Below are 19,789 nucleotides of genomic sequence, written 5' to 3'. Positions count from 1 at the left end.
CAGCACCCGTCCAGACCTCCCCCAACGATCGGCCATCACTACGCGGGGGCAGCAACGCGCACCCCCAGCATTCTTGTGCAGCTGGACCTCAGTGATGTTGGGACCGGGTGCCGACGTCGTAGCGGGTGGCGGGCCGCTGGTTCTTCGAGCCGAGCGGGCGGCCGGGGCCGGGCCGGTTGGGTTGCGGTGCACGGGCCGAGCATGGCAAGTGAGCACGGCGGTTCCGAAACCCCCGCCGGACGCGGGGTGAGCCGGCCGGGCTCAGCGGGCTTCTCCCAGGGACGGCGGAGGTCCTCTGCCAGCGGACGGGCCAGACGGAGCCGCGTGTGCGCGGTAACGATCAGCCAGGTCCAGCGGCCCGCCGCCTCCGGGGTGCGGAGCTTCGGGCGGGTCCAGCCGAGGGTCTGCCTGATCATCCGGAAGGTATGTTCCAGATCGAATCTCCTGAGGAACGCCTGCCACCGAAGGTCTACCTCGGCACCGATCATGCCTGTCCCCGAGGACCACAGCCAGACGGGCAGGGGTTCCCCGCCACCGGGCAGGTGGTCGACCTCCAGACGGACCAGAGTGCCTTCGACGAGGGGCAGTTCGCCGTCGTGGTCGATCCAGGCCGAGCGGGTGGTGAGGCGGGGGTGGATCCGGTCCCAGGCCATGGCCCGTGCGGTGCCGTACCGGTCGGTGACCTGCACGGTTGCCGCGTCAGGCTCGCCCCACCCCACCCGACGCCAGGTCGACCCCCGGTCAGCGGTGGACGCATTCCGTGTGCCTGCCGTCTGCCGGTTTGAAGCAGGCCTGCAGTCCGGTGAGGTCGCTACCGTCGACCATGGGCGTGAAGAGAGGCTCCCCTGCTTCGAGTGTGTCAGCGACCTTGACCCGTTCCGGTCTGCGGCCGGGAACCGACACTTCGAGTACGTCTCCGATATGCGTGTTCCACGCCAGTGCCCACGCGGTGTGGCACTGCGTGCTGAAAGTGACTGACAGCCGCGCTCCGGTACGGGTCTGGTACGGCAAGCCAAGTCTCTGGGCTTGCCCGGGAGCCGCGCAGCCCATCATTTCCGGGTCCTCGCCCGCACATTTCTGGGCACGGCATCCGGGTGCAGGCAATGCGGAGGGCGCAGTTTGCCTCGCGGTGTCCATGGCGTCTATGTCGCGTGAGGTCGTCACCCATGTCGCAGTCGCCAGCGCGACCGCACATGCCGCTGCTGCAAGCGCCCACCTTCGCGGCCGGGTGCTCCATCGGTTTGCGAGGCGGCCCGCAGACGTACCGCCATTGCCCGGCTGGTCATTGTGTGGTGATGCCGCGGCTGATGTCCTGTGGCGACCGCTCCACTCCAGCTCAGCCAGTTCCCACAACGCCACCAGGCGCCCTGGTGGCTCCCCTGCCATTGCGCACAGTGCCTCTACGGCTTTGCGCGGGGCGAGTTGCTTGCCGTTGAGGTAGCGCGCCCAGGAAGACTTGCTGTACGCGGTGCGCTCGGCCAGTGCGGTCAGGCTCAGGCCGGTCCGGGTCTTGAGATCTTGTAATCCCTCGGCCAGCCGCGTGCATGCGGGCGTGGCAGCTGGCGGTGCGGTGTCCGTCATCCCCGCAGTGCCTCCCAGGTCTGCGCGCCTACGAGGCCGTCGGGTGGCAATCCGGCCTTCTGCTGCAGGCGTTTGACGGCCCGCGTGGTTTTTGGCCCGATGACGCCGTCAACACCACCTGGATCGAAGCCCTGATGCCTCAGCAGGCACTGCGCCTCCACGACATCCCACCCCGGCCCGGAGAGCAGGGCGGTGCGGGTGGAGCTGTAGCCCGCATACAGCCGACCGTTCTCCCGGTTGACCGTACAGGGGTAGGTCTTTCCTGCCTTGTATGCAAAGGCTCCACGAGGCGCCGAGGCTGAGCTCGGCTGCGCTCCGGACACGCCGTTCTGTCCCTGCTCGCCGTCCTTCCAGGGCGCCGCGACCAGCAGTCCGGCGAGCAGCACGCCGAGGACCACAGCCGTGCAGACGCCGATCAACACCACTCGCCGCGTGTTCCTCGGTTCCGGTGTGTCCACAGCTGGTGCTGTGGCGACTTCCTGATTCCACGCTTCCCGGGCCACTTCGTGGAGCACCAAGAGCCGGGCGGGATCAACGCCACCCGCCCGCGCCAGTTCCTCCACGGCCTTCTGCGGCGGCAGCGCCCGCCCGTTGAGGTAGCGCTCCCAGGACGAACTGCTGTAGCCCGTCTTGGTCTGGAGCGACGCCAGACTCAGCCCGCTTCGATCCTTCAGCCGGCGCATCTGGACAACCAGATTCCGCACCCGCTCATCCAGCGAACTCGGCAATTCCTTCCAACGTGGCATGTTCCACCCCACACCCGTTGAGCTCTTCGAGGCCCGGTGTTCGCCTCCTGGCATGTGTTATACGGCTCTCTCGGACTGCGGTTCTTGGCGCGCTCGTTGCACAGAGCGCGTTTCGGCCAGCCTTTTTGCTGCCCACCGGGCCCGGTCGCGTCCCAGGGCTTCGTCATGCCCGGCGATATCCCAGCAGGTCAGCGCATGGGACGGTCCACGAGTACCTCAATCAGCAGCGATTTCTGTTGGAGAGCGGGATTGTCCGGCAATGTCGGTGATGCAAGCCGGGCGGCGCGGTCCACCCCCGCGCCGCCCTCACCACCAAGGCTTGCGGCCTATACAACAGGTGGCCACCGGCCGGTCGCGGGAGCTCGGCTCTCAAGAGGGCTTATGCCGGGTGGTGGTCCTGCAGAGACGGGAGAAGAAGATGTTGAAGCGCTTGGCCGCATCGACCGCGATCGGCACCGCAGTCGCGCTGGGGTGTGGTGTGCTCGTCATGGCTCCGGCGAATACCGCTGCGGCGGCGAACTGCCGGAGCTGGGGGACAACCGGCACGTCTGGGGACATCGCCGGCGCCTATACGCACGGCGAGAAGTGCGAACTGGACAGCGGCAGGATCCAGATCGACGTCATCATCAAGGACACCAAGGCCGACGGCAAGGGCGCCTGCGCGCAGCTCCACGCAACGTACGCCGACGGCGGCACCCGGGACGAGTGGATCTATGTGGCGGGGGTGAACAACACCACTAGCAAGACCTGGACTTATGCGTCCAGCGTGCGGAACATCTGGGTCCGGGAAGGGCTGGGGAACAGCGGCAAGTGCACCCAGATGGCCAAGGGCGTGCACACCATCTGGAAGTGACATCCGGGCTCGTGTCCGCTGCCTCAACAGCCGGTGACCAAGCAAAAGGGGCCCCGTCGACGTGACGGTACCCCTTTTGTGCATGTCCGGACTCTGCGTTCAGTGATCCCGAGGCGACGCCCAGCCGGGCTTCGGTGTAGAGGACGAAGTTCAGGTAGCCCTTCGTCGGGTCGGTCAGGTTCAGGTCGTGGGCCTGGTAGGTCAACGTGGCGCTCTCCAATGCGGGGGTGTTTGGCGGCCAGGGCACGCCCGTCGCGAACGCCATGTTGACGTCCAGGCCCACGAGGTTGCGGCGCAGGCATTCGTCGTCGGTGAGCGGCCGCACCCAGTCGTCCGTCTCCTCAATCAGCTTCTCCGCCGGGCCGCGGACGTGGAACCGCGGCAAGAACGGCGCTCGTCGTACCGAGCACAGCACCGGAGCTGCTGAGGGCTCGGGACCGGGCCGCGCTACTCATCGGGGCGGTAGCCGCGTTCAGCTCGTCGCGGATGGAGAGCGCGACTCGTTCCAGGGCCACCTGGGAGTCGACGGCTTCCAGCGCGTCGCTCCCACTCCCCCGGGTCCGGGGGTCGGTGCGAGGCGGGTGCGCCGAGGCTGGCTGGGCGTTGCTGGTCCGGGTCGGGGACGACGGTGGGTGGGCGCCGGGTGGGTTCGAGGTCGAACAGGCTCCATCGGGCGGTGTAGAGGCGGTAGCCGGGCTCCTGGCCGCGTGAGGTCTTCGGTTCGGTGATGTCCAGGCAGTGCGCGGCGGCTGCGGCGTTCACGATTTGGTCGTCCGGGCCGGGGTCGCGGCGGCGGCCGCGCAGGACGAGGGCGAGGTGGCGGCGGGCTTCGGCGAGCAGGTGCCGGCGGCGGAAGCGGCCGCCGCCGTTCATCACGAACACCATCGCGGTGACGTCGACGGCCGCCAGCACTATGTCGACCACGGCGACGACCCGGGCCCGGATCTCTCGGGCGGCGGCGCGGGCGCGCTCGAAGGACGACTCGATGATGTCGACGGTCACCCCGGAGGTGACAATCGCGCTCTTCTTCCAGGACGGAGTCGGCGCTGTGGACCGCTGCGCAGCTCACATTACGCGCGCCTCCTGCCGGCGGGAGCCAGCAAGATCTTTCACGGAATGTGTGCCGGAACCCAAACCCGTGAATATAGGCAGTTACAGCCGCTCGTCTCAGCTGACGGCAGGCACCATCTCCGCGGTTGCCTGGGACCGTGGGGCTTTTGCTCCGGCCTTCCCTGGTTCGATGGTCCGTGGGTCGACGGCTTCGAGTGGCGAGCCCACCTTGTAGGGGCACTCGGGGTCATCGGGCTGGTTGGGGCGGTCGTGCGGCAGCAGGTAGAACGTACGGCGCACGAAGAGGCCGCTGTCAGGGCGTCGCGGGGCGGTCGGCACGAGGTTGGCGTAGCCGACGAGGCGGCCGTCGCGTTCGTAGCGCGGTCTGCCCTTGCGGGTGTTGACCTTGTCCAGGGCCTGCCGAACGTAGTCGAGGCCTTCCGTGCTCTCCAGCCACACGACCTCGGCTTCCTGGGCGAGATCGCCTTCCTTCGGCATCGCGCGCATTGGTCCTCCTGTTGGTCTGCCACCGGGCATCGGCCGGCAGGTGTGGCGGTCATACGGCTTTACCTCTGGCGGATTGTGTGGAGCCGTTCGGCGGAGCACCGTCCACCTCGCACCGAACGACGAGACGATCGCAGAGCTGGGGATGATCGTGGGCTTCGACGACGACCTGGCCGGCGAGGTGACACGCACCAAGAACCGTCTGCGCGGGCTCCTCACCCAGGTTCACCCCTCACTCGAGCGAGTCCTGGGCTCGTGGCTCGACCATCCGGCCGTCCTGGTTCTCCTTGAACGCTATGGCTCACCAGCTCAGTTGAGGAAGGCCGGCCGACGACGGCTGGAATCCCTACTGCGACCCAAGGCTCCGCGCATGGCCGAACGTCTCGTCGAGGACATCTTCGCGGCACTGGACGAACAGACCGTGGTCGTCCCGGGCACCGACGCTGCCGCACTGATCGTGCCCAGCCTCACCGGCTCCCTACGGTCCGTGCTTGACCAGCGGAAAATCCTCGCTACCAAGATCGAGGAACTGCTGGAGGCCCACCCTCTTTCCCAGGTCCTGATCTCCATGCCCGGCATCGGGGTCAGGACCGCAGCCCGGATCCTCATCGACGTCGGCGACGGCAGCAACTTCAAGACCGCCGGACACTTGGCTGCCTATGCAGATCTGGCTCCTGCCACCCGCAGATCCGGCTCGTCCATCCGCGGTGAACATCCCTCCCGACGAGGCAACAAACAGCTCAAGAGAGCCTTCTACCTCGCCGCCTTCGCGTCGCTGTCGCAGCCGGACTCACGCGCCTACTACGACAAGAAGCGCCGGGAAGGCAAACACCACGTCGCAGCCATCGTCTGCCTGGCCCGGCGCCGCATCGACGTGCTCTTCGCGATGCTCCGAGACGGCACGTTCTACGACCCCGCACCCACCGCCGCTGCTTGACCAAAACCATAGGGGCACTTTTTACGGGCCCCGGCCGCGTGCTGGTGTGCGCGCACTACGGTCGAGTCGACCGAGACGGCCCAGTTGAGGTCTTCGTCGGCGTCTGCCTGAGCGGCCAACGCGGTGAGCACCCGCTCCCAGGTGCCGTCGATGGCCCACATCCGCAGCCGGTTGTAGAGCAGTTGCCGTACTTCTCGGGGAAGTGGATCCACTGCGATCCTGTCTGGAACTTCCAGGCGATCGCGTCGATCACCTCTCGGTGGTCTCTCCACCTGCCACCCCGCCGCGGTGTCCGATCTGGGAGTAACGGCTCGATTCGCGCCCACTGCGCGTCAGTCAACGGCACGCACGAACAACGACTGGCGGGGCTGGTTGGAACGGTGTAACTGTCAGGCGGTCGGCCCAGTGCGGAGCCGCCGCACGTCCCGCGCGAGCGTGTACGAAGCGCCGAAGAAGATCGCGGCTCCAGCCACGAGCCAGAGGACCGACGCCCCGGAGCGGTACTCACGAACGGCAAAAACGAGCAGTATCACGCTGGCAAGGACACCGAAGGCCGAGATCAGAGCGCTGATGCGGTGAGTCACACGGACATCATCAACGACAACCTCGGCCAGCGGAAGTGACCCAAACGAACCGGCCTACCGCACCTCGTCACCGCCGACCTCGCCACCGAGGAGTGCCGCTGCGCCTCCTGGACCGGCGCCCCTCCACACGGCACCCCGGGTGCGCAGTTCGTTCAGGCCGACCTGTGCGACCAGGATGTGTCCGGGCGACTATTCCGAATCGCCCTCGCGCGAGCTGCCCTGGGCGCCCACAACCCCCGCCTCCCGAAGCCGAAACCTGAGGGACTCCCGCACCTCCCGGCGAAGCCGCTCCCGCTCCGCCGTCTTCTCGGCTTCCCGATCCCGCACGATCAACGGTCCCAACTCGCTCCGCAACCGCTGGACCATGGCGTCCACCTGGTGCCCGCTCTCCTCCCCCGGCTCCCGAATCCACTGGGCGAACACCTCCAAGGCTTCGCCGAGCAGCGCTCGGTCACCGGGGGTGATGCCGCGCAGAATGTGCGAGATGTCAACGGCCGGCGCTTCCTCGCCAGGCGGATCCGCCAACTCGGAGAGAGCGGCGACCGCTTCCTCCCGTACCCGCTGGGCATCCCTGCCCCGCGCCGTGGCCGCGACCGCGAGCGCCTGCAGCGAGCCCAGGAACCGAGCAGTCTCCGCAGCCTCGTCACCCACGTGATCGGGGCTCATGTCAGGCACCTGTCCCTTCTGGCGGTTCTTCGCTGTCCAGGCGGGTCTTGACCTCATTGATGATCGTCCAGCACTCCAACCCGTACGGCCACAGCCTGGGTACGTGCGTGTCGGCCTCGGACGGGTCGAGGAAGACGAAGGCGACATTGTCGATCGGCTGCTCCGGGCCGAGTACTTGGTCTCGGCGTGCCGCACACGCGTCGCGCATTTCCCGCGCCGAGACGGTCCGGCCGATCACGACCAGTTCGAGCACGCGCCGCGCCGAATTGTAGAACCCCCGGATATCGTCCTGGTATACATAGTCCGGCTGAAGATACCCACCCTCGTTCGTGATGCCCATACGCTGATGAGCGAATTTCGCCTGGGCGTACGCGAGATCTTCGTCGAGTTCGAGGTCGTGGAATTGCACGAAGGAGGTGTCGTTCGCTCCGCGGTACAGACGCCAGGGCCCGTGATCCAACCAGCGGCGGGAAGCCAGGCGGGCGTGTCCGTCCCCTCGGAAAGCGCAGGCCCAGCCGTGCGTGAAGTGGTATCCGCCGAAACCCGGGATATCCCTGTACTTGTTGTACCAGACGCGATATCTCGGCGCGAATGACGCAACCTCGAAAGGTAGATCGCTCAATAGTTCGATCAGCTTCGGGAGGTCGCCTGAAAAGCTGAAGGAAGCCCGAACAGTTTTCGCTGCGGGATGCATGATGAGGTAGTTTTCGTAATTCTGGTCGAAGTACGCGGAAACTCTCTTTCCTGTATCCGAGTACTGCTCGATCCAGCGCTCCGACGCCTTCGCCGGCAGGGAGTCCACTTCGACATTCTCCGGTGTCGCCCCAGGTCCCCAGAGGTGGCGTTCTCGTACGGACTCCGCCAGGCTGACGACATCTTTCCCCTCGAGTGCCATCGCGATCATTCCTTGCATGGGACTTACCCTTCTCCGCGTGTTCGCATCGGTCGATCGGTTGCGTTACGTGTCGCTCTTGCCATCCAGGAAATTCAAAAGTCTTTGAGCTTTTTCGTTCAGCTCCCCTCCCTTGCCCTTGAAGTCGAGCATGGAATCCGTGATGGGATCTTTATCCGGCCACTTCTTCCCGTCTTTGTTGTAGACGCCTACCTCAAGCTTCCCCTCGTTGTCCCGTAGCAATCTCCGTAGCCAGGAAGCGTTTTCTGTCAGCCCCTTCGGATTGAGGAAGACTACCTGTAGCCGGCTGGGCTTCCCCAGGTTGGGAACATCCGTATGGACAAGCCGGAGGTAGTCATCCAGTTGCGCTTTGATCTCCGAGTCGTACGCTTCGACGTTTTTTATCTCGTACAGAGTGCCGTCCTTGAAGTGGTCGATCCTTCGTGGCGACGAGAGCGGCGGGTCGACGACATCTTTCGGTATGCGCACCTCGCTGAGAACTCCGCTTTGCCCTTCGAAGCCCTCCATCTTCGCGAACCAACGCTCTCCGAGATTCCCCTTGTCCTTGACGCCGAGCAGCTGACTGATCTTCAAGAATGTCTTGTGATCCTTGATTTCATCGAGCATCTTGTCCTTGTAGTCCTTCTTCAAGGCGTGCCGCACGTCATCGTAGGTCATGCCTGATGGATCGTCCGGCATGTTGCGGAACATCTCACTGCGATCTGTGATGATGCCCAGCTCCTCAAGGGCGTTGACGTACCCTTCGAACCCTGGACTCTCGTCGATCAATTTCTGGAAGGCGTCTTCCTGGGAGGTATCGGGGTCGAACCTCTTGGGCGACGTGGTCTGCCCCTTGGGAATCTCGGCGCCCGTCTCTGTGTTCCACTGGTGGAGCACCTCTGTCGTCACCTTGCCGTCCGGTGCGGTGACCTTCCCGCGGAACTCGAGCCGGGGTGGATTATCTTTGGACATGAAACGATAGAACTCCCCCTCTTTCGGCGTGGGGAAACCGTTCGGCCATTTAGCCTGGTCGAATTCGGAAAGATTTCTCCAGTTCTTCCTGATGTTGGCCACTTCAGGGCTCTCGGCGGCGACGTACCCCCGCCCCGAATCCAGGTTCCACTGCTTGAGGGTTTCGGCATGGGTCTCGAATTGCCGGATGAGGGAGTCGAGTTCGGATTCGAGTTCGGCGCGTGCCGCCGGATCGGCGTCCGCGTAGGCACGCGCGCGGTCGACGATGATGTCGGGGAGCTTGCGGAGTTCGAGGCGGGCCTCCCAGGCGCGGGAGCCGACCGGGGGTGAGCCATGGACGCCGGCCCATGCGCCCACCTGCCGCAGCATCTGGCGTACGCGCCCGGACAGCCCGCCGTAGCGCATCATCGTGCGGGCGGTGGGGGTGTGGAGCCGGATGTCGGTGGGCGTGGCGGAAGGGCCGGCGGCCATGCGGACGTTGGTGATCAGGCCGTTGTCGTCGACGTCGTAGTGGACGCGCACGGTACGGCCGGGCAGCTTGGGGTCGATCCTGACGTCGACCTGGTCGCCCAACGGGCCCAGCGCCTTGCGGAGTTCCGCCTCGACCGCGTCCTGGTCGCGAGGACGTATCGGGCCGTCCACGCTGCCTTGACCGCCCGTCGGGTCGATACGGGAGCCGTCCCAGGACGTCACGCCGTCGGGGCCACGGCCCGGCTGCGGCCTGCCGTCAGGGGCTCCGCCGGTGGCGCCGTCGGGGGACGGACCGGACGCGTCCGGGGTCTTGGGCGCGGACGCGGCATCGGGGGACGGGACATCGACCTTGGGAGCGCCGAGGGTATCCGGAGTCCCGGGGGCCTCGACCTCCCCCGGCGACGGGACCTTGATGCCGATCTTGCCCAGGAGGTTCTCCGTGCCCGTCTGGACCCGGCCGGTCAGCGCGTGAACGCGCGGGTGGGCCATCACCCCAGTGACCGCCACCGTCGTGGCCGCGGTCAGCAGCGCCTGCTGCCAGCTGTACTCCCGGCCGCTGAGGGCGGCGTCCCCGGCCTCCAGGCCGACCTCGACTGTCACCTCGACGGCCATCTCGATCGCGACCCGGGCACCCGTACTCAGTGCGGTCTTGCCGACGGCGGCCGACGCGCCGCCTCCGACCGCTCCGCCGATGGCTCCAAACAGGGCCGCCTTGCCGACCCCCTCCAGCACCGGCGCGCCGTTCATCACGTTGCTCACCACCGCGCCGACGGCGCCCGCCGCCGCGCCCACGAGAGCGCCACCGACGATCGTCCCGATCGCGGCCGCCGCCGCCCCGGCGCCGAGGGCCGTGGCCCCCGCGGTCACGGCGCCGATGACCAAAGGGCCGAGCGCGATCGTCAGCGCGATGACGACGACGATGACGACGATGAAGGTGAGGACGGTGTGCCAGCGCGGCTTGACCTTGGCGCGCGCCTTGTCCGCCTCTTCGGTGATCTTGGGATGGATGTCCTTCTCGCCCGTCCCGGTGGCCGCCTTCTCCAAGGCCTCGGCGATGGCCTTGACCTGCCCGTCCGCCCCCTCCTTGAACTTGCCCGCGAGCTCCGTGTACGCCTTGTCCAACCCTTCGAGGACCTGCTTGTCGGCGTCCGCACAGCCCTTCTGCATAGCCTTGGCCGTCTCGGCGAAGGACTGCTGGACCTGCCGCAGCCCGCTCACCGTCTGCGAAGCGGTACGGCTCAGTCCCGCGCCGGCGGACGTCGCGGTCCGCCCGGCCGACTCCGTCGCGGCCCCGGCGGTCTTCGCCATTCCCTGCGACGCGCCCTCCGCCGCCGTCGCCAGCGCCTTGCCGGCCCCGGCCGCCTGAGCGCGCAACCGCTCCGCCACGCCCTCCAGCCGCTCGTCGAACTGCGCGCCGGTGTCCCGCAGCACCTCCTCCAGCTGCTGGGGATCGGGCACCGCGTCCTGGCCGAGGATCCGTACGAACTCCCGCAGGCTGCGGTCCAGTCCGCCGCGCGCCGTCGTCACGCCCTTGCCGATCGCGGCGGTGGCCGCGGCCGCGTTCCGCTGGACGGCCTGCCGCTGCTGCGCGGCCTGGGCCCTGACCGCCGCGATCTGCGCACTCTGCAGCCGGGTCAGGCTCGCCTCGGCCGAACTCTGCGCCTGCCCGATAGCCGCCAGCGCGGCAGCCTTGGCGCCGTCCGCGCCCTGCGACGCCTGCTTGTGCCCGTCGGCCAGGCCCTCCTGGCACTGCTTGAGCACGGTCTTCAGGCTCTCGCGGACGTCATCGGCGATCTTGCCGATCGTCTTCTCGGCGTCCGGCTTGCCCTTCTGCATGTCGGCGATGGGCTCGTCCGCCGCCTTGGGCAGTTCGTCCTTGTAGGCATCGCCGACCGCGGTGGCGGCCTCCGCCTGCGCCTTGCACCGGTTGTCGGTGAGCGGACCGTCCCAGAAGTTGTCGTCGCGGTGGATCATCTTGGAGCGGTATTGCGCGGCGCGCTTCCTGCCCTCGCCGGCCGCCAGTTCCCCCACATGCTTCGCGGCGTCCCGGATCCGCTGTTCCGTGTGGCCGTACAGCTCGCCGAGCTTGGTGATCTGGTTGTGCTGCTTGCCGGTGACGGCCTCTCCCGCCGTACGGAATCCGCCGTCCATCGCCGTACGCGCCCCCGAGGCGGCCGTACCCATCGCTGCGACCGTCGCCGCATGACCGGCCGTCACCTGCCCCCGGGCCGTCTGCGCCTGTGCTCGGATACGCGACCGGGCACCCTGCACCGCGGCCTGCACCATCGCCACACTCGAGGCCTCGGCGGATCCGATCTTCGCCAGTGCCGCCGCGTCGGCCGCCTGGACCTGCTGCGTCAACTGGGTTCCGAGGGCGGCCAACTCCGCCGATCTGGCCCGGCGGCTCGCGGTGAAGGCCGCCACCTTCTCCTTGGCGACGCCCCGGTCCTGGGCCAGTCCCTGCTTGTAGCCCTGAACCTCCCTCTCGTGCTGCTGTGGCGACTGCCCCCACAACGGCGGAAGCAGCGGCTCCAGGTCCAGGTCGACGAAGTCGACCTCCGACCCGCTGCCCTCACGGTGACCGGAGCCGACCGCGTCGTCCTGGGCGGTCCGGCCGGGGCTGTGGCGGGGAGACGGGCCGCCATGTGGGTCGTGGTCCTGACCCCCTTTCTCTTTCCCTTTCCCTCCTTCTCCTTGCTGTTTCCGGGCCTCGCGCTGCTTCTTCAGAAGCGATACGGCGGGACGCTCCCTCGTACGGGTCGCCTGTAGCTCGCTCTGGCGCGCTTCCACCGCGGCGGCGGCAGCGGCGGCACCGCCCTGGGGGAGCCCCTCGGGCAGTGCGGACGCGCTCGCGGGTGGACCGTCCCGTTGCGGCCGCCCCGGATTCTCGCCATCCGTCGCTCGCCGGACGGAAGGGGAGTTGGCCGCGGATGGGCTGCCCGAGAGAGCATCGGCTGTGCCAGGTGCGCCTGTACGAGGGGTGGCGAAGCGCGGCGCGGCGACCCCTGTCGCCGCCTGCCCCGCGTACCCCGGCTGACCCGTCTGTCCCGGCTGCTCCACCTGACCGGCCGGCACGGCCATGCCCGCCGGACCGGCGGAGCCAGCCGGACTGGCCGTTCCACCCGGCGGCCCTTGCCGTGACGGTGACGAGGGCGGCCGCTGCGCGGTGAGCAGCCGCGACACAGCGGCGTTTCCCGCGCCTCGCTGCAATCGTTGAATAGACCGGACGTCGGGCATGCCGCCGCGTACCGCGGACTGCCGAGTCCGCTGCTCTTCGCGCGGCTCCGATTGTGGCTTCGGGGCTTTCGGCTCGTCTTTATCGGGCGCGCTTTCGTGAGCGTGCACGGCAGGCCGGTCCTGTCAGCGATGGTGCGGAAGCGTCCGAGCTGAGCCTCCACGAGTCGGCGCGGGAGGATAAGGGCCACGAAGGCAGCATCAAGGGGCGCTGCTCTCTGCCCTTACGGGCAAGCCGAGTTGGCCCGCTGGTCCTCGAAGCGCGGGTGAGGAGAGGGGACGGACAGCAGGTGTCCGGACGCGGGCGAGAGGCGTCGGCCCATTACTCCAGCCGTACATCGTGATCTTCGTGAGTGCCTCGCCCTGCTGACCCGGGGCTGAGGCCTCCGAGGGCCGCCGGCCTGGCAGGGGCTAAGCTGCCCCGATGACCGTGGCCTTCTCCGACGCCTTCCTGCACTCCGCCGAATACCACGCGGCCTGGGGCGTACAACAGCTGGAAATGATCGACCAGGCCTTCCCGGCTGGGCCGTGGACGGCAGATCTGGACCAGTGCCGCTACGAGTCCGGCGGCAGAAGCCTTCGGGTGGGACTGCTAGGCAGCTACGACCTGGCCGAGCAGACCTGGCTGTGGGGCTGGGCCAACCCGGGGCTGCGCGGCAGTGAAGTGGCCGCCGCCAGCGCGCGAATCCCCGAGTTCGGCCGTCGTCACGGCATCGTGGAGCTGCAGCAGGAGGACGTGGCACTAGCCCGTTTCGCCGATCCGCGCCGCGCCGCTGAGGCGCTGGCCTTCCTCGGCATGGCAGTGCTCGGCGCGCCCGGCTACATCGGCCAGGAGGCCGGTCCGGAGACCCGGGTTTACTTCGTGCCGCAAGACCCGCAACTCCAGCCCGCGCGGCTGGACCCGGTCGCCATGCCGCGCCATCTGCTCACTGGCGCTCAGCTTTTCGCACGCTCGCCGCGGCTGGTGGTCAACGGCTGGTTCGCCCTGCACGGCGTCCCGGTGCAGGAGGCCGCCGACCAGATCACCGCGCCTCTGCCCAGCGGGGGCGCCGCGGTGGTCTCCTTCGACTCCGTCGGCCGCATCTCAGGCATCAACGCCGGACCGGTTTCTGCCTAGTACGCCACCGTAGATCTTGATCTTCACGGCTGGGCGGCGGCTTGCCTGCGGCAATGACACTGGCGTGCGCGGGCTTGATGCCGACGTCGCCAGTGGGACCAGCGCAGACGGTGTGCGAGGTCGTGGATTGGGCTGATCAGTGCGGCGAACAGGTACTGGATCTCGTTGCCCGTCAAGGGGATCAAGCCATCAGGGGTGGGTCGGTCGCTGCGTTCGGCGGCCGCGGTGACGACGAGGAAGGCGTGGGCGAGCATCGCGAGGGTGATCCTGCGGTGCCAGGATGTCCAGCGACGGACCTGGTGCTCGTCCAGGCCGGTCAGGCTCTTGCTGGCCTGGAACGTCTCCTCGACCGTCCATCGCCGTCCGGCGACCCGCACCAGCTCGGACATCGGCACCGGACGGGGTGAGAAGCAGCGGTAGAAGGCGAGTTCGCCGGTGCGACGATCGCGGCGGACCAGGAGGCACCACTGGCCGAACTCGCCGGCCGGGCCGTGAACCTCGACCTGTGCCCAGTCGTAGTACCGCTCGCCCTTCGCGCCCGCTCCGGCCGACAGCCGCTGCCAGGCCCGCTTCGGGATCCGCGCGGCCAGGGTCTTCGCCTGGAACTTCCCGGCGTGCGTGATGACGGGATGGGTGCTGGAGACGGCCAGGACGTAGCCGGTCCGGCGGTGTTCCAGGGCGGTCCGCAGGTGGGGGTTGTCGCCGTAGACCTCGTCTCCCGCGACCCAGCGGGCCGGCGTTCCCGCGTCCAGGGCCCGCTCGACCATGCGGGCCGCGAGCTGGGGCTTGGTGGCGAACGCCAGACCGTCGGGGATGCCCGCGCTCCGGCAGCGGTCCGGATCCTCCGCCCATGAGCGCGGCACGTACAGGGTTCGGTCGATGGTCGCGTGTCCACGGTCGGCGGAGTACACGAGATAGACGGCGACCTGGGCGTTCTCGATGCGGCCGGCGGTGCCGGTGTACTGGCGCTGGACCCCGACGGTCGCCGTGCCCTTCTTCAGATCGCCCGTCTCGTCGACCACGAGCACAGCCTCCGTGTCGTGCAGATGCTCTACCACGTAGGTGCGTATGTCGTCTCGGATCGCGTCAGCGTCCCACTTCGCGCGGTGGAGCAGGTGCTGCATGCCGTCCGGAGTGGCGTCGCCGACGTGCTCGGCCAGGGTCCAGCAGTTCTTGCGCGGCAGGTCCGACAACAGCCCGGAGACCAACCGCCGCACCCGGCGGCGGGGTTCAACTCGGGCGAACCGGCCCGCGATCCGGCTCATCAGGCCCTCGAATGCTTCCTGCCAGTGAGCAGGCACTACGCTGGCGTCCGAGGTCGCCGCGTGATCATTGGTTGTCCACACAACACCTAATGATCAACGGCGGCCTCACCTGCTTGGACGCCACCGGAACCAGTGGGCCAGACCCTCGACCCGGTAGCGCGCCCCGGCGTCGAAGCACACCTGGCCAACCAATCGCCTCGCGTCGTCCGACGCCTGACGGTATGGCGCCAGTAGGAGGGCCAGCTCGTCGTAGCGGGCGTCGATCCCGCCCTGGCCCGGGTGGGTCTCCGGCCCAACCGTCCCTGCCTCATGGCGCTCGTTCCATCTGGCGAAGATCGCCCACTGCTTGCGCTCCAGACCGCCGCGTCGCTCGCGGGCCAGACGCCGTACTCGTCGGCTTCGGCGGCGTCATCCCAGTCGTTGCCCTGGAAGTGGTGGGGCTTGCCGTCGACATCGGCGAGGCCGGCACGCGGCCCGCTGCACCACTCCAACTCGACGTACACATGCTCGAAGCCGTCCGCGATCAGTTGCACTTCGTCCGAGGTCTCAGCCACATGCGCGGGCTACCGACCAGTGGCCTCAGCATCCATGATCACGATCTACGGCTGGAGTACTAAGAACCTGCGCGTAAAGGCGGCTTGTCATGGTCGGCGGTAGGGGCGTGTACCCCAGCGATGGGTGGTCCAGGCTCGGCGGATGAGGCTACGGATGGTGATGATGGCGCCGGCGAGGTCGAAGAAGGCAGCGATGGCGTTGATCCGGCGTTCGTAGCAGCGGGTGAGCCGGTGAAAGGCGTTCTGCCAGGCGTGGGTGCGCTCGACATGCCACCGCTGGGTGGCTTGGACCGGTGCTTTGGTCCCCTTCTGGGCGATCCGGCCGTGCAGCCCGCGCTTGCCGAGCAGGGCGTGTGACTTCGCCGAGTCGTAGCCAGCGTCGAGGTGCACGCCGGCCGCTTCGCCGCCGCCCGTATGTTCCCGCCGCTGGTGACGTGCGCCGCCCGGTCCGGCCGGTGCCAGGCGGTTGCAGCCGCCGGAACAGTACCGATTGGTGTGACGGCATCTGCTCCGGGCAGGCCCGGCACGGCGCGTGCTGTCAGCAGGGGGAGAAGCCGGCGATTTCCCAGCCGAATCCGGCAGTCAGTCTTCCGTCCGGCGTCATCGTTACCGCGTGGACAGGCAAGGGGAACGGCAGGGAAGCGAGCTGCTGGCCGGTGGTCAGGTCCCACACCCGCACGGTCTCGTCGGCACTGCTGGTGACAGCGATCGGGCGGCCGTCCACCACCGCCGTTACCACCGCCCACACCGGGCTGGTGTGGCCGATCAGGGGTTCGCCAACCTGCTGACCGGAGGTCAGGTCCCACACCCGCACCGTTTCGTCGGCACTGCTGGTGACAGCGACCGGGCGGCCGTCCACCACCGCCGTTACCACCGCATTCACCTGGTCAGTGTGGCCCGTCAGGGGTTCGCCGACCTGCTGACCGGTGGTCAGGTCCCACACCCGCACTGTGGCATCGGTGCTGGTGGTAGTGGCAATCGGGTGGCCGTCCACCGTTACTGCCGCCATCGCCCACACCGGGCCGGTGTGGCCGGTCAGCAGCTTACTGATGGGTTGGCCGGTGGTCACGTCCCACACCTGCACCGTGGCATCGGTGCTGTAGGTGACGGCGACGAGCCGGCCGCCTACTACCACCGTGGCCACCGCACACACCGGGCCGGTGTGGCCGGTCAGGGGTTCGCCGACCTGTTGGCCGGTGGCCAGATCCCACACCCGCGCCGTGCGGTCGGTGCTGCCGGTGATGGCGATTTGGCGGCCGCCCACCACCGTCGTCTCCACCGCCAACACCGGGCCGGTGTGGCCGGTCAAGGGTTGGCCGATGGGTTGGCCGGTCGTCAAGTCCCACACCCGCACCGTCCCATCCCAGCTGCCGGTGACTGCGACGGGGCGGCCGCCCACCACCACCATCGCCACCGCCAACACCGGACCGGTGTGGCCGGTCCGGGGCTCGCCGACCTGCTGACCGGTGGCCAGATCCCACACCCGCACCGTCTTGTCGAGACCGCCAGTGACAGCGACCGGGCGGCCGCCCACCACCGCCGTCGCCACCGCCAACACCCCACGGGTGTGTCCGGTCCGGGGCTCGCCGACTTGCTGGCCGGTGGTCAGGTCCCACACCCGCACCGTCTTGTCGTGGCTGCCGGTGACGGCGACGGGGCGGCCGCCCACCACCGCCGTCGCCACCGCACACACGTAGTCGGTGTGGCCGGTCAGGGGCTCACCGATGGGTTGGCCGGTGGTCGGGTCCCACACCCGCACCGTCCCATCGGCGTTTCCGGTGACAGCGACGGAGCGGCCGTCCACCACCGTCGTCGCCACCGCACGTACCCCAGGGGTGTGGCCGGGCAGGGGCTCGCCGAGGGGTTGGCAGGTAGTCAGATCCCAAACCCGCACTGTCTCGTAGCTGCTGGTGACGGCCACGGGGCGGCCGTCCAGCACGGCCGTCGCCACCGCATACACCGCGCCGACGTCGCCAGTCGGAAGCTCCCCGATGGCCTGGCCAGTGGCGAGATCCCAAACCCGTACCACGCCGTCCCGACCGCCGGTGACGGCGACCGGCTGGCCCTCCAGTACCGCTGTCGCCACCGCCTGCACCCGGTCGGTGTGGCCGATCAGGGGTTCGCCGATCTGCTGACCGGTGCCCAGGTCCCACACCCGCACCATCCCATCCTCGCCGCCGGTGACGGCAATCGTGCGGTTGTCCATCACCACCACCGCCACTACATACGCCCAGCCGCTGTGGCCTTCCAGGGGCTTACCGATCTGCCGGCGGGTGACCAGGTCCCACGCCCGCACCGTGTCGTCGTCGCTGGCGGTGACAGCGACGGCTCGTCCGTCCACCACGGTCGTCGCCGCCGCACGCACCGGGCCGGTGTGGCCGGTGAGGGTGTGCCGGAGGTGGGGAGTAACCAGGCCGCCTGTGGCCCAGTCCACCCCCCACCGGGCCGCCGGCTCACCCTCCACCGGCACGGCACCGATCCGCACCGACAGGTCCCGGTCCCCGTACCGGGCCGCGTCCAACGCCAGCAACTGCCGCCGCACCCCAGGTGTCGCTCCCCGATGCATATGCGCCGACGCCCGATATACCGCCGCCGCCAACCGCGCCCCTGGACCCACCCCCGAATCCAGCAACCCCCACACATGATCCGGATCACCGTTCACCAGCAACCCCGGATCCGACCACCACGCACCCGCCCCGGACAGAGCTATTGCCGAACCATCCTCACGCGCACCGTCACTCATGACCGGCACCATAGACGCCCCCACCGACACCCACCGGCCCCGGTAAACCCCCACCCGGAAAATCCGTAACCCGTTACGTACATCTACTGATAACCACGGCCCCGAAACCGCCACACACCCACAGCACTCACCGCCGGAGCAGCCGGCCAGCCGCACCACGACCCGACCAGGCCCCCAAGCCCGGCCTGCCCCGCAAGTTCCTGCCTTTCCGACCGTGCCGCATCCCACGGTGTGGAACCATATAAAACCGCCCGGGGCGCATACGGACCCCGGCGCCGTCGATCCGCGCGCAGGGCCACGAGCAGGACCAGGACGAACCGCCCCGGGCCAGCCCTACGGGTACGGGGAAGGTCAGTGCCGGTCCAGTCTGCCGGTGGGTGGTCAGGTCCCATACGCGTACTGTTCCGCCGCGGCCGCCGCCGCTGACAGCGACAGGGCAGCCGTCACGGCTGTCGCGACCATGGTGGCCGGTCGGGCGCGGCCGGACAGCAGGGGACCGATACGGCGGCCCGTGGCGGGGCCGGTCAGCCGCAGCCACCGGCCCACCGAGACCACGATCACCCGCCACCGTTGGTGTGCGGTCATGGGCGGCGGTGCGGTCGTCCGTCCCAGCGGTGGGTCATCCATGCCCGGCGGATCAGGCTACGGACGGTGATGATGGTGTCGGCGAGGTCGAAGAACGCGTTGAAGACGGTGGCCCGGCGCTCGTAGCAACGGGCGAGGCGCTCGAAGGCGTTCTGCCAGGTGTGGGTTCGCTCCACATGCCACCTCTGACTCGCCTGGATGGGCGCCTTCTCGCCTTTGCGCGCGATCAGGCCGTGCAGGCCGCGTTCGGTCAGCAGGGCGCGGGTCTTGTCGGAGTCGTAGCCAGCGTCCAGGTGGACGGTCACGTCATCGGGCAGCGGCCCGAGGCCGTCCAGGAGATCCAGGGTCGGGGCCAGCAGCGGGGAGTCGTGGCGATTGGCTCCGGCCAGGACGCGGCCCAGCGGAATGCCGTAGCCGTCCGTCATACCGGAACGTTTCCGGCCCTGTTTGCCACGGTCGACCCGGGAACGCCCGGCTGCCTCGCCACCGCCGGGAGCTTTGGTGATGGAGCCGTCGACGGCGATCTGATCGAGGATGAGACCGACGATGCGGTCGTAGGAGTCGAGTGCGATCTGCTTGAGCTCTGCGAAGACACCCCGTTGTATCCACTCATCGCGGCGACTGCGGATAGTCGTGGCAGAGCACGTTGTGTCAGCGATTGCCTCGTAAGAACAGCCGAAGCGCAGCAGTTGCAGCATCTTGTCGAAGATGATCCGGTCGCTGATGCGCCTACGGTGACAGCCGAGTGGATGGTCCGGGTGGTACTTGGGCCGCGCGGGCAGCAGGACCGCGAATTGTTCCCAGAGCGGTTCGGTGAGCCATGACGGCAGAACGGGCACAGGTCTCCTCAGTGATCACAGAGCGTCTCAACTCCATGATCACCAGGTCTTGAGCCCCTTGTGCTGCTGGTGGTTCCAACCGTGCCTATCCGCGTGGCCTCTAAGAAGTCATCTCATTTGGTGGGATCGGTAGGCTGTCGGTCATGGTGGGGATCGTTGAGCGGCTGGTGCCGGATGAGTTGTGGGAGTTGTTTCA

At 68.2% G+C, this 19,789-nt stretch carries 15 protein-coding genes and 3 pseudogenes; 3 read left to right on the top strand and 15 right to left on the bottom strand.

The window, feature by feature from the left end; genetic code table 11:
• Positions 1-88: 88 nt before the first annotated feature.
• The 3 genes and pseudogenes from ACIRP2_RS37665 to ACIRP2_RS37655 all read right to left on the bottom strand — a co-directional run.
• A pseudogene (locus ACIRP2_RS37665) lies at positions 89-713 on the bottom strand (transposase); the annotation flags it as partial.
• Between the two features lie 28 nt (positions 714-741).
• Positions 742-1,581, bottom strand: a complete 840-nt coding sequence (locus ACIRP2_RS37660) for a DUF2690 domain-containing protein (protein ID WP_404258283.1) — start codon at positions 1,579-1,581, stop codon at positions 742-744.
• The gene (locus ACIRP2_RS37655) at positions 1,578-2,327 is read right to left on the bottom strand and encodes a peptidoglycan-binding protein (protein ID WP_404258282.1); all 750 of its coding nucleotides are present in this window, start codon (positions 2,325-2,327) and stop codon (positions 1,578-1,580) included. Before ACIRP2_RS37655 ends, ACIRP2_RS37660 begins: the two co-directional genes overlap by 4 nt.
• Before the next feature lie 418 nt (positions 2,328-2,745).
• On the opposite strand from ACIRP2_RS37655, the gene ACIRP2_RS37650 reads away from it, so the two are divergent.
• Positions 2,746-3,180, top strand: a complete 435-nt coding sequence (locus ACIRP2_RS37650; protein ID WP_404258281.1) for a hypothetical protein — start codon at positions 2,746-2,748, stop codon at positions 3,178-3,180.
• A 447-nt stretch (positions 3,181-3,627) separates the two neighbouring features.
• On the opposite strand, the gene ACIRP2_RS37645 is transcribed toward ACIRP2_RS37650, so the two are convergent.
• Both ACIRP2_RS37645 and ACIRP2_RS37640 read right to left on the bottom strand, forming a co-directional pair.
• Complete coding sequence (locus tag ACIRP2_RS37645; RefSeq protein WP_404258280.1) at positions 3,628-4,182, bottom strand: hypothetical protein; 555 nt, start codon at positions 4,180-4,182, stop codon at positions 3,628-3,630.
• Between the two features lie 165 nt (positions 4,183-4,347).
• Positions 4,348-4,737: a DUF6009 family protein gene (locus ACIRP2_RS37640; RefSeq protein WP_404258279.1), complete on the bottom strand. Its 390-nt coding sequence runs from the start codon at positions 4,735-4,737 to the stop codon at positions 4,348-4,350.
• A 73-nt stretch (positions 4,738-4,810) separates the two neighbouring features.
• Between ACIRP2_RS37640 and ACIRP2_RS37635 the strand changes: the two genes are divergently transcribed.
• A complete protein-coding gene (locus tag ACIRP2_RS37635; RefSeq protein WP_404258278.1) occupies positions 4,811-5,671 on the top strand; it encodes an IS110 family transposase in 861 nt (286 codons plus the stop codon).
• A gap of 17 nt (positions 5,672-5,688) precedes the next feature.
• Here ACIRP2_RS37635 and ACIRP2_RS37630 read toward each other — a convergent pair.
• The 5 genes and pseudogenes from ACIRP2_RS37630 to ACIRP2_RS37610 form a co-directional block, all read right to left on the bottom strand.
• A pseudogene (locus ACIRP2_RS37630) lies at positions 5,689-6,017 on the bottom strand (transposase); the annotation flags it as partial.
• Positions 6,018-6,060: 43 nt separating this feature from the next.
• Positions 6,061-6,255, bottom strand: a complete 195-nt coding sequence (locus ACIRP2_RS37625; protein ID WP_404258277.1) for a hypothetical protein — start codon at positions 6,253-6,255, stop codon at positions 6,061-6,063.
• 189 nt (positions 6,256-6,444) lie between these two features.
• The gene (locus ACIRP2_RS37620; RefSeq protein WP_404258276.1) at positions 6,445-6,921 is read right to left on the bottom strand and encodes a hypothetical protein; all 477 of its coding nucleotides are present in this window, start codon (positions 6,919-6,921) and stop codon (positions 6,445-6,447) included.
• Position 6,922: 1 nt separating this feature from the next.
• Entirely contained in the window at positions 6,923-7,834 is a 912-nt protein-coding gene (locus ACIRP2_RS37615; protein WP_404258275.1) for a hypothetical protein, read from the bottom strand.
• Between the two features lie 45 nt (positions 7,835-7,879).
• Positions 7,880-12,046 (bottom strand): hypothetical protein, encoded by a 4,167-nt coding sequence (locus ACIRP2_RS37610; protein ID WP_404258274.1) that lies wholly within the window; start codon positions 12,044-12,046, stop codon positions 7,880-7,882.
• Between the two features lie 868 nt (positions 12,047-12,914).
• Between ACIRP2_RS37610 and ACIRP2_RS37605 the strand changes: the two genes are divergently transcribed.
• Positions 12,915-13,607: a DUF6882 domain-containing protein gene (locus ACIRP2_RS37605; RefSeq protein ID WP_404258273.1), complete on the top strand. Its 693-nt coding sequence runs from the start codon at positions 12,915-12,917 to the stop codon at positions 13,605-13,607.
• A gap of 23 nt (positions 13,608-13,630) precedes the next feature.
• Here the strand turns inward: ACIRP2_RS37605 and ACIRP2_RS37600 are convergent, their stop codons facing one another.
• From ACIRP2_RS37600 to ACIRP2_RS37580, 5 genes and pseudogenes are all read right to left on the bottom strand, one after another.
• Complete coding sequence (locus ACIRP2_RS37600) at positions 13,631-14,872, bottom strand: IS701 family transposase (RefSeq protein WP_404258350.1); 1,242 nt, start codon at positions 14,870-14,872, stop codon at positions 13,631-13,633.
• A 641-nt stretch (positions 14,873-15,513) separates the two neighbouring features.
• Positions 15,514-15,816, bottom strand: a pseudogene (locus ACIRP2_RS37595) (transposase); the annotation flags it as partial.
• A gap of 148 nt (positions 15,817-15,964) precedes the next feature.
• On the bottom strand, positions 15,965-17,911 hold the full coding sequence (locus tag ACIRP2_RS37590; protein ID WP_404258271.1) for a WD40 repeat domain-containing protein: 1,947 nt from the start codon (positions 17,909-17,911) through the stop codon (positions 15,965-15,967).
• A 639-nt stretch (positions 17,912-18,550) separates the two neighbouring features.
• Entirely contained in the window at positions 18,551-18,754 is a 204-nt protein-coding gene (locus ACIRP2_RS37585) for a hypothetical protein (RefSeq protein ID WP_404258270.1), read from the bottom strand.
• Positions 18,751-19,593, bottom strand: coding sequence for an IS5 family transposase (locus ACIRP2_RS37580; RefSeq protein ID WP_404258269.1), 843 nt, complete (start codon positions 19,591-19,593; stop codon positions 18,751-18,753). Before ACIRP2_RS37580 ends, ACIRP2_RS37585 begins: the two co-directional genes overlap by 4 nt.
• Positions 19,594-19,789 lie beyond the last annotated feature (196 nt).

The organism is Streptomyces sp. NPDC101194, from assembly GCF_044767885.1.
GTDB lineage: Bacteria > Actinomycetota > Actinomycetes > Streptomycetales > Streptomycetaceae > Streptomyces.
This window is presented reverse-complemented; position numbering and strand designations above follow the sequence as displayed.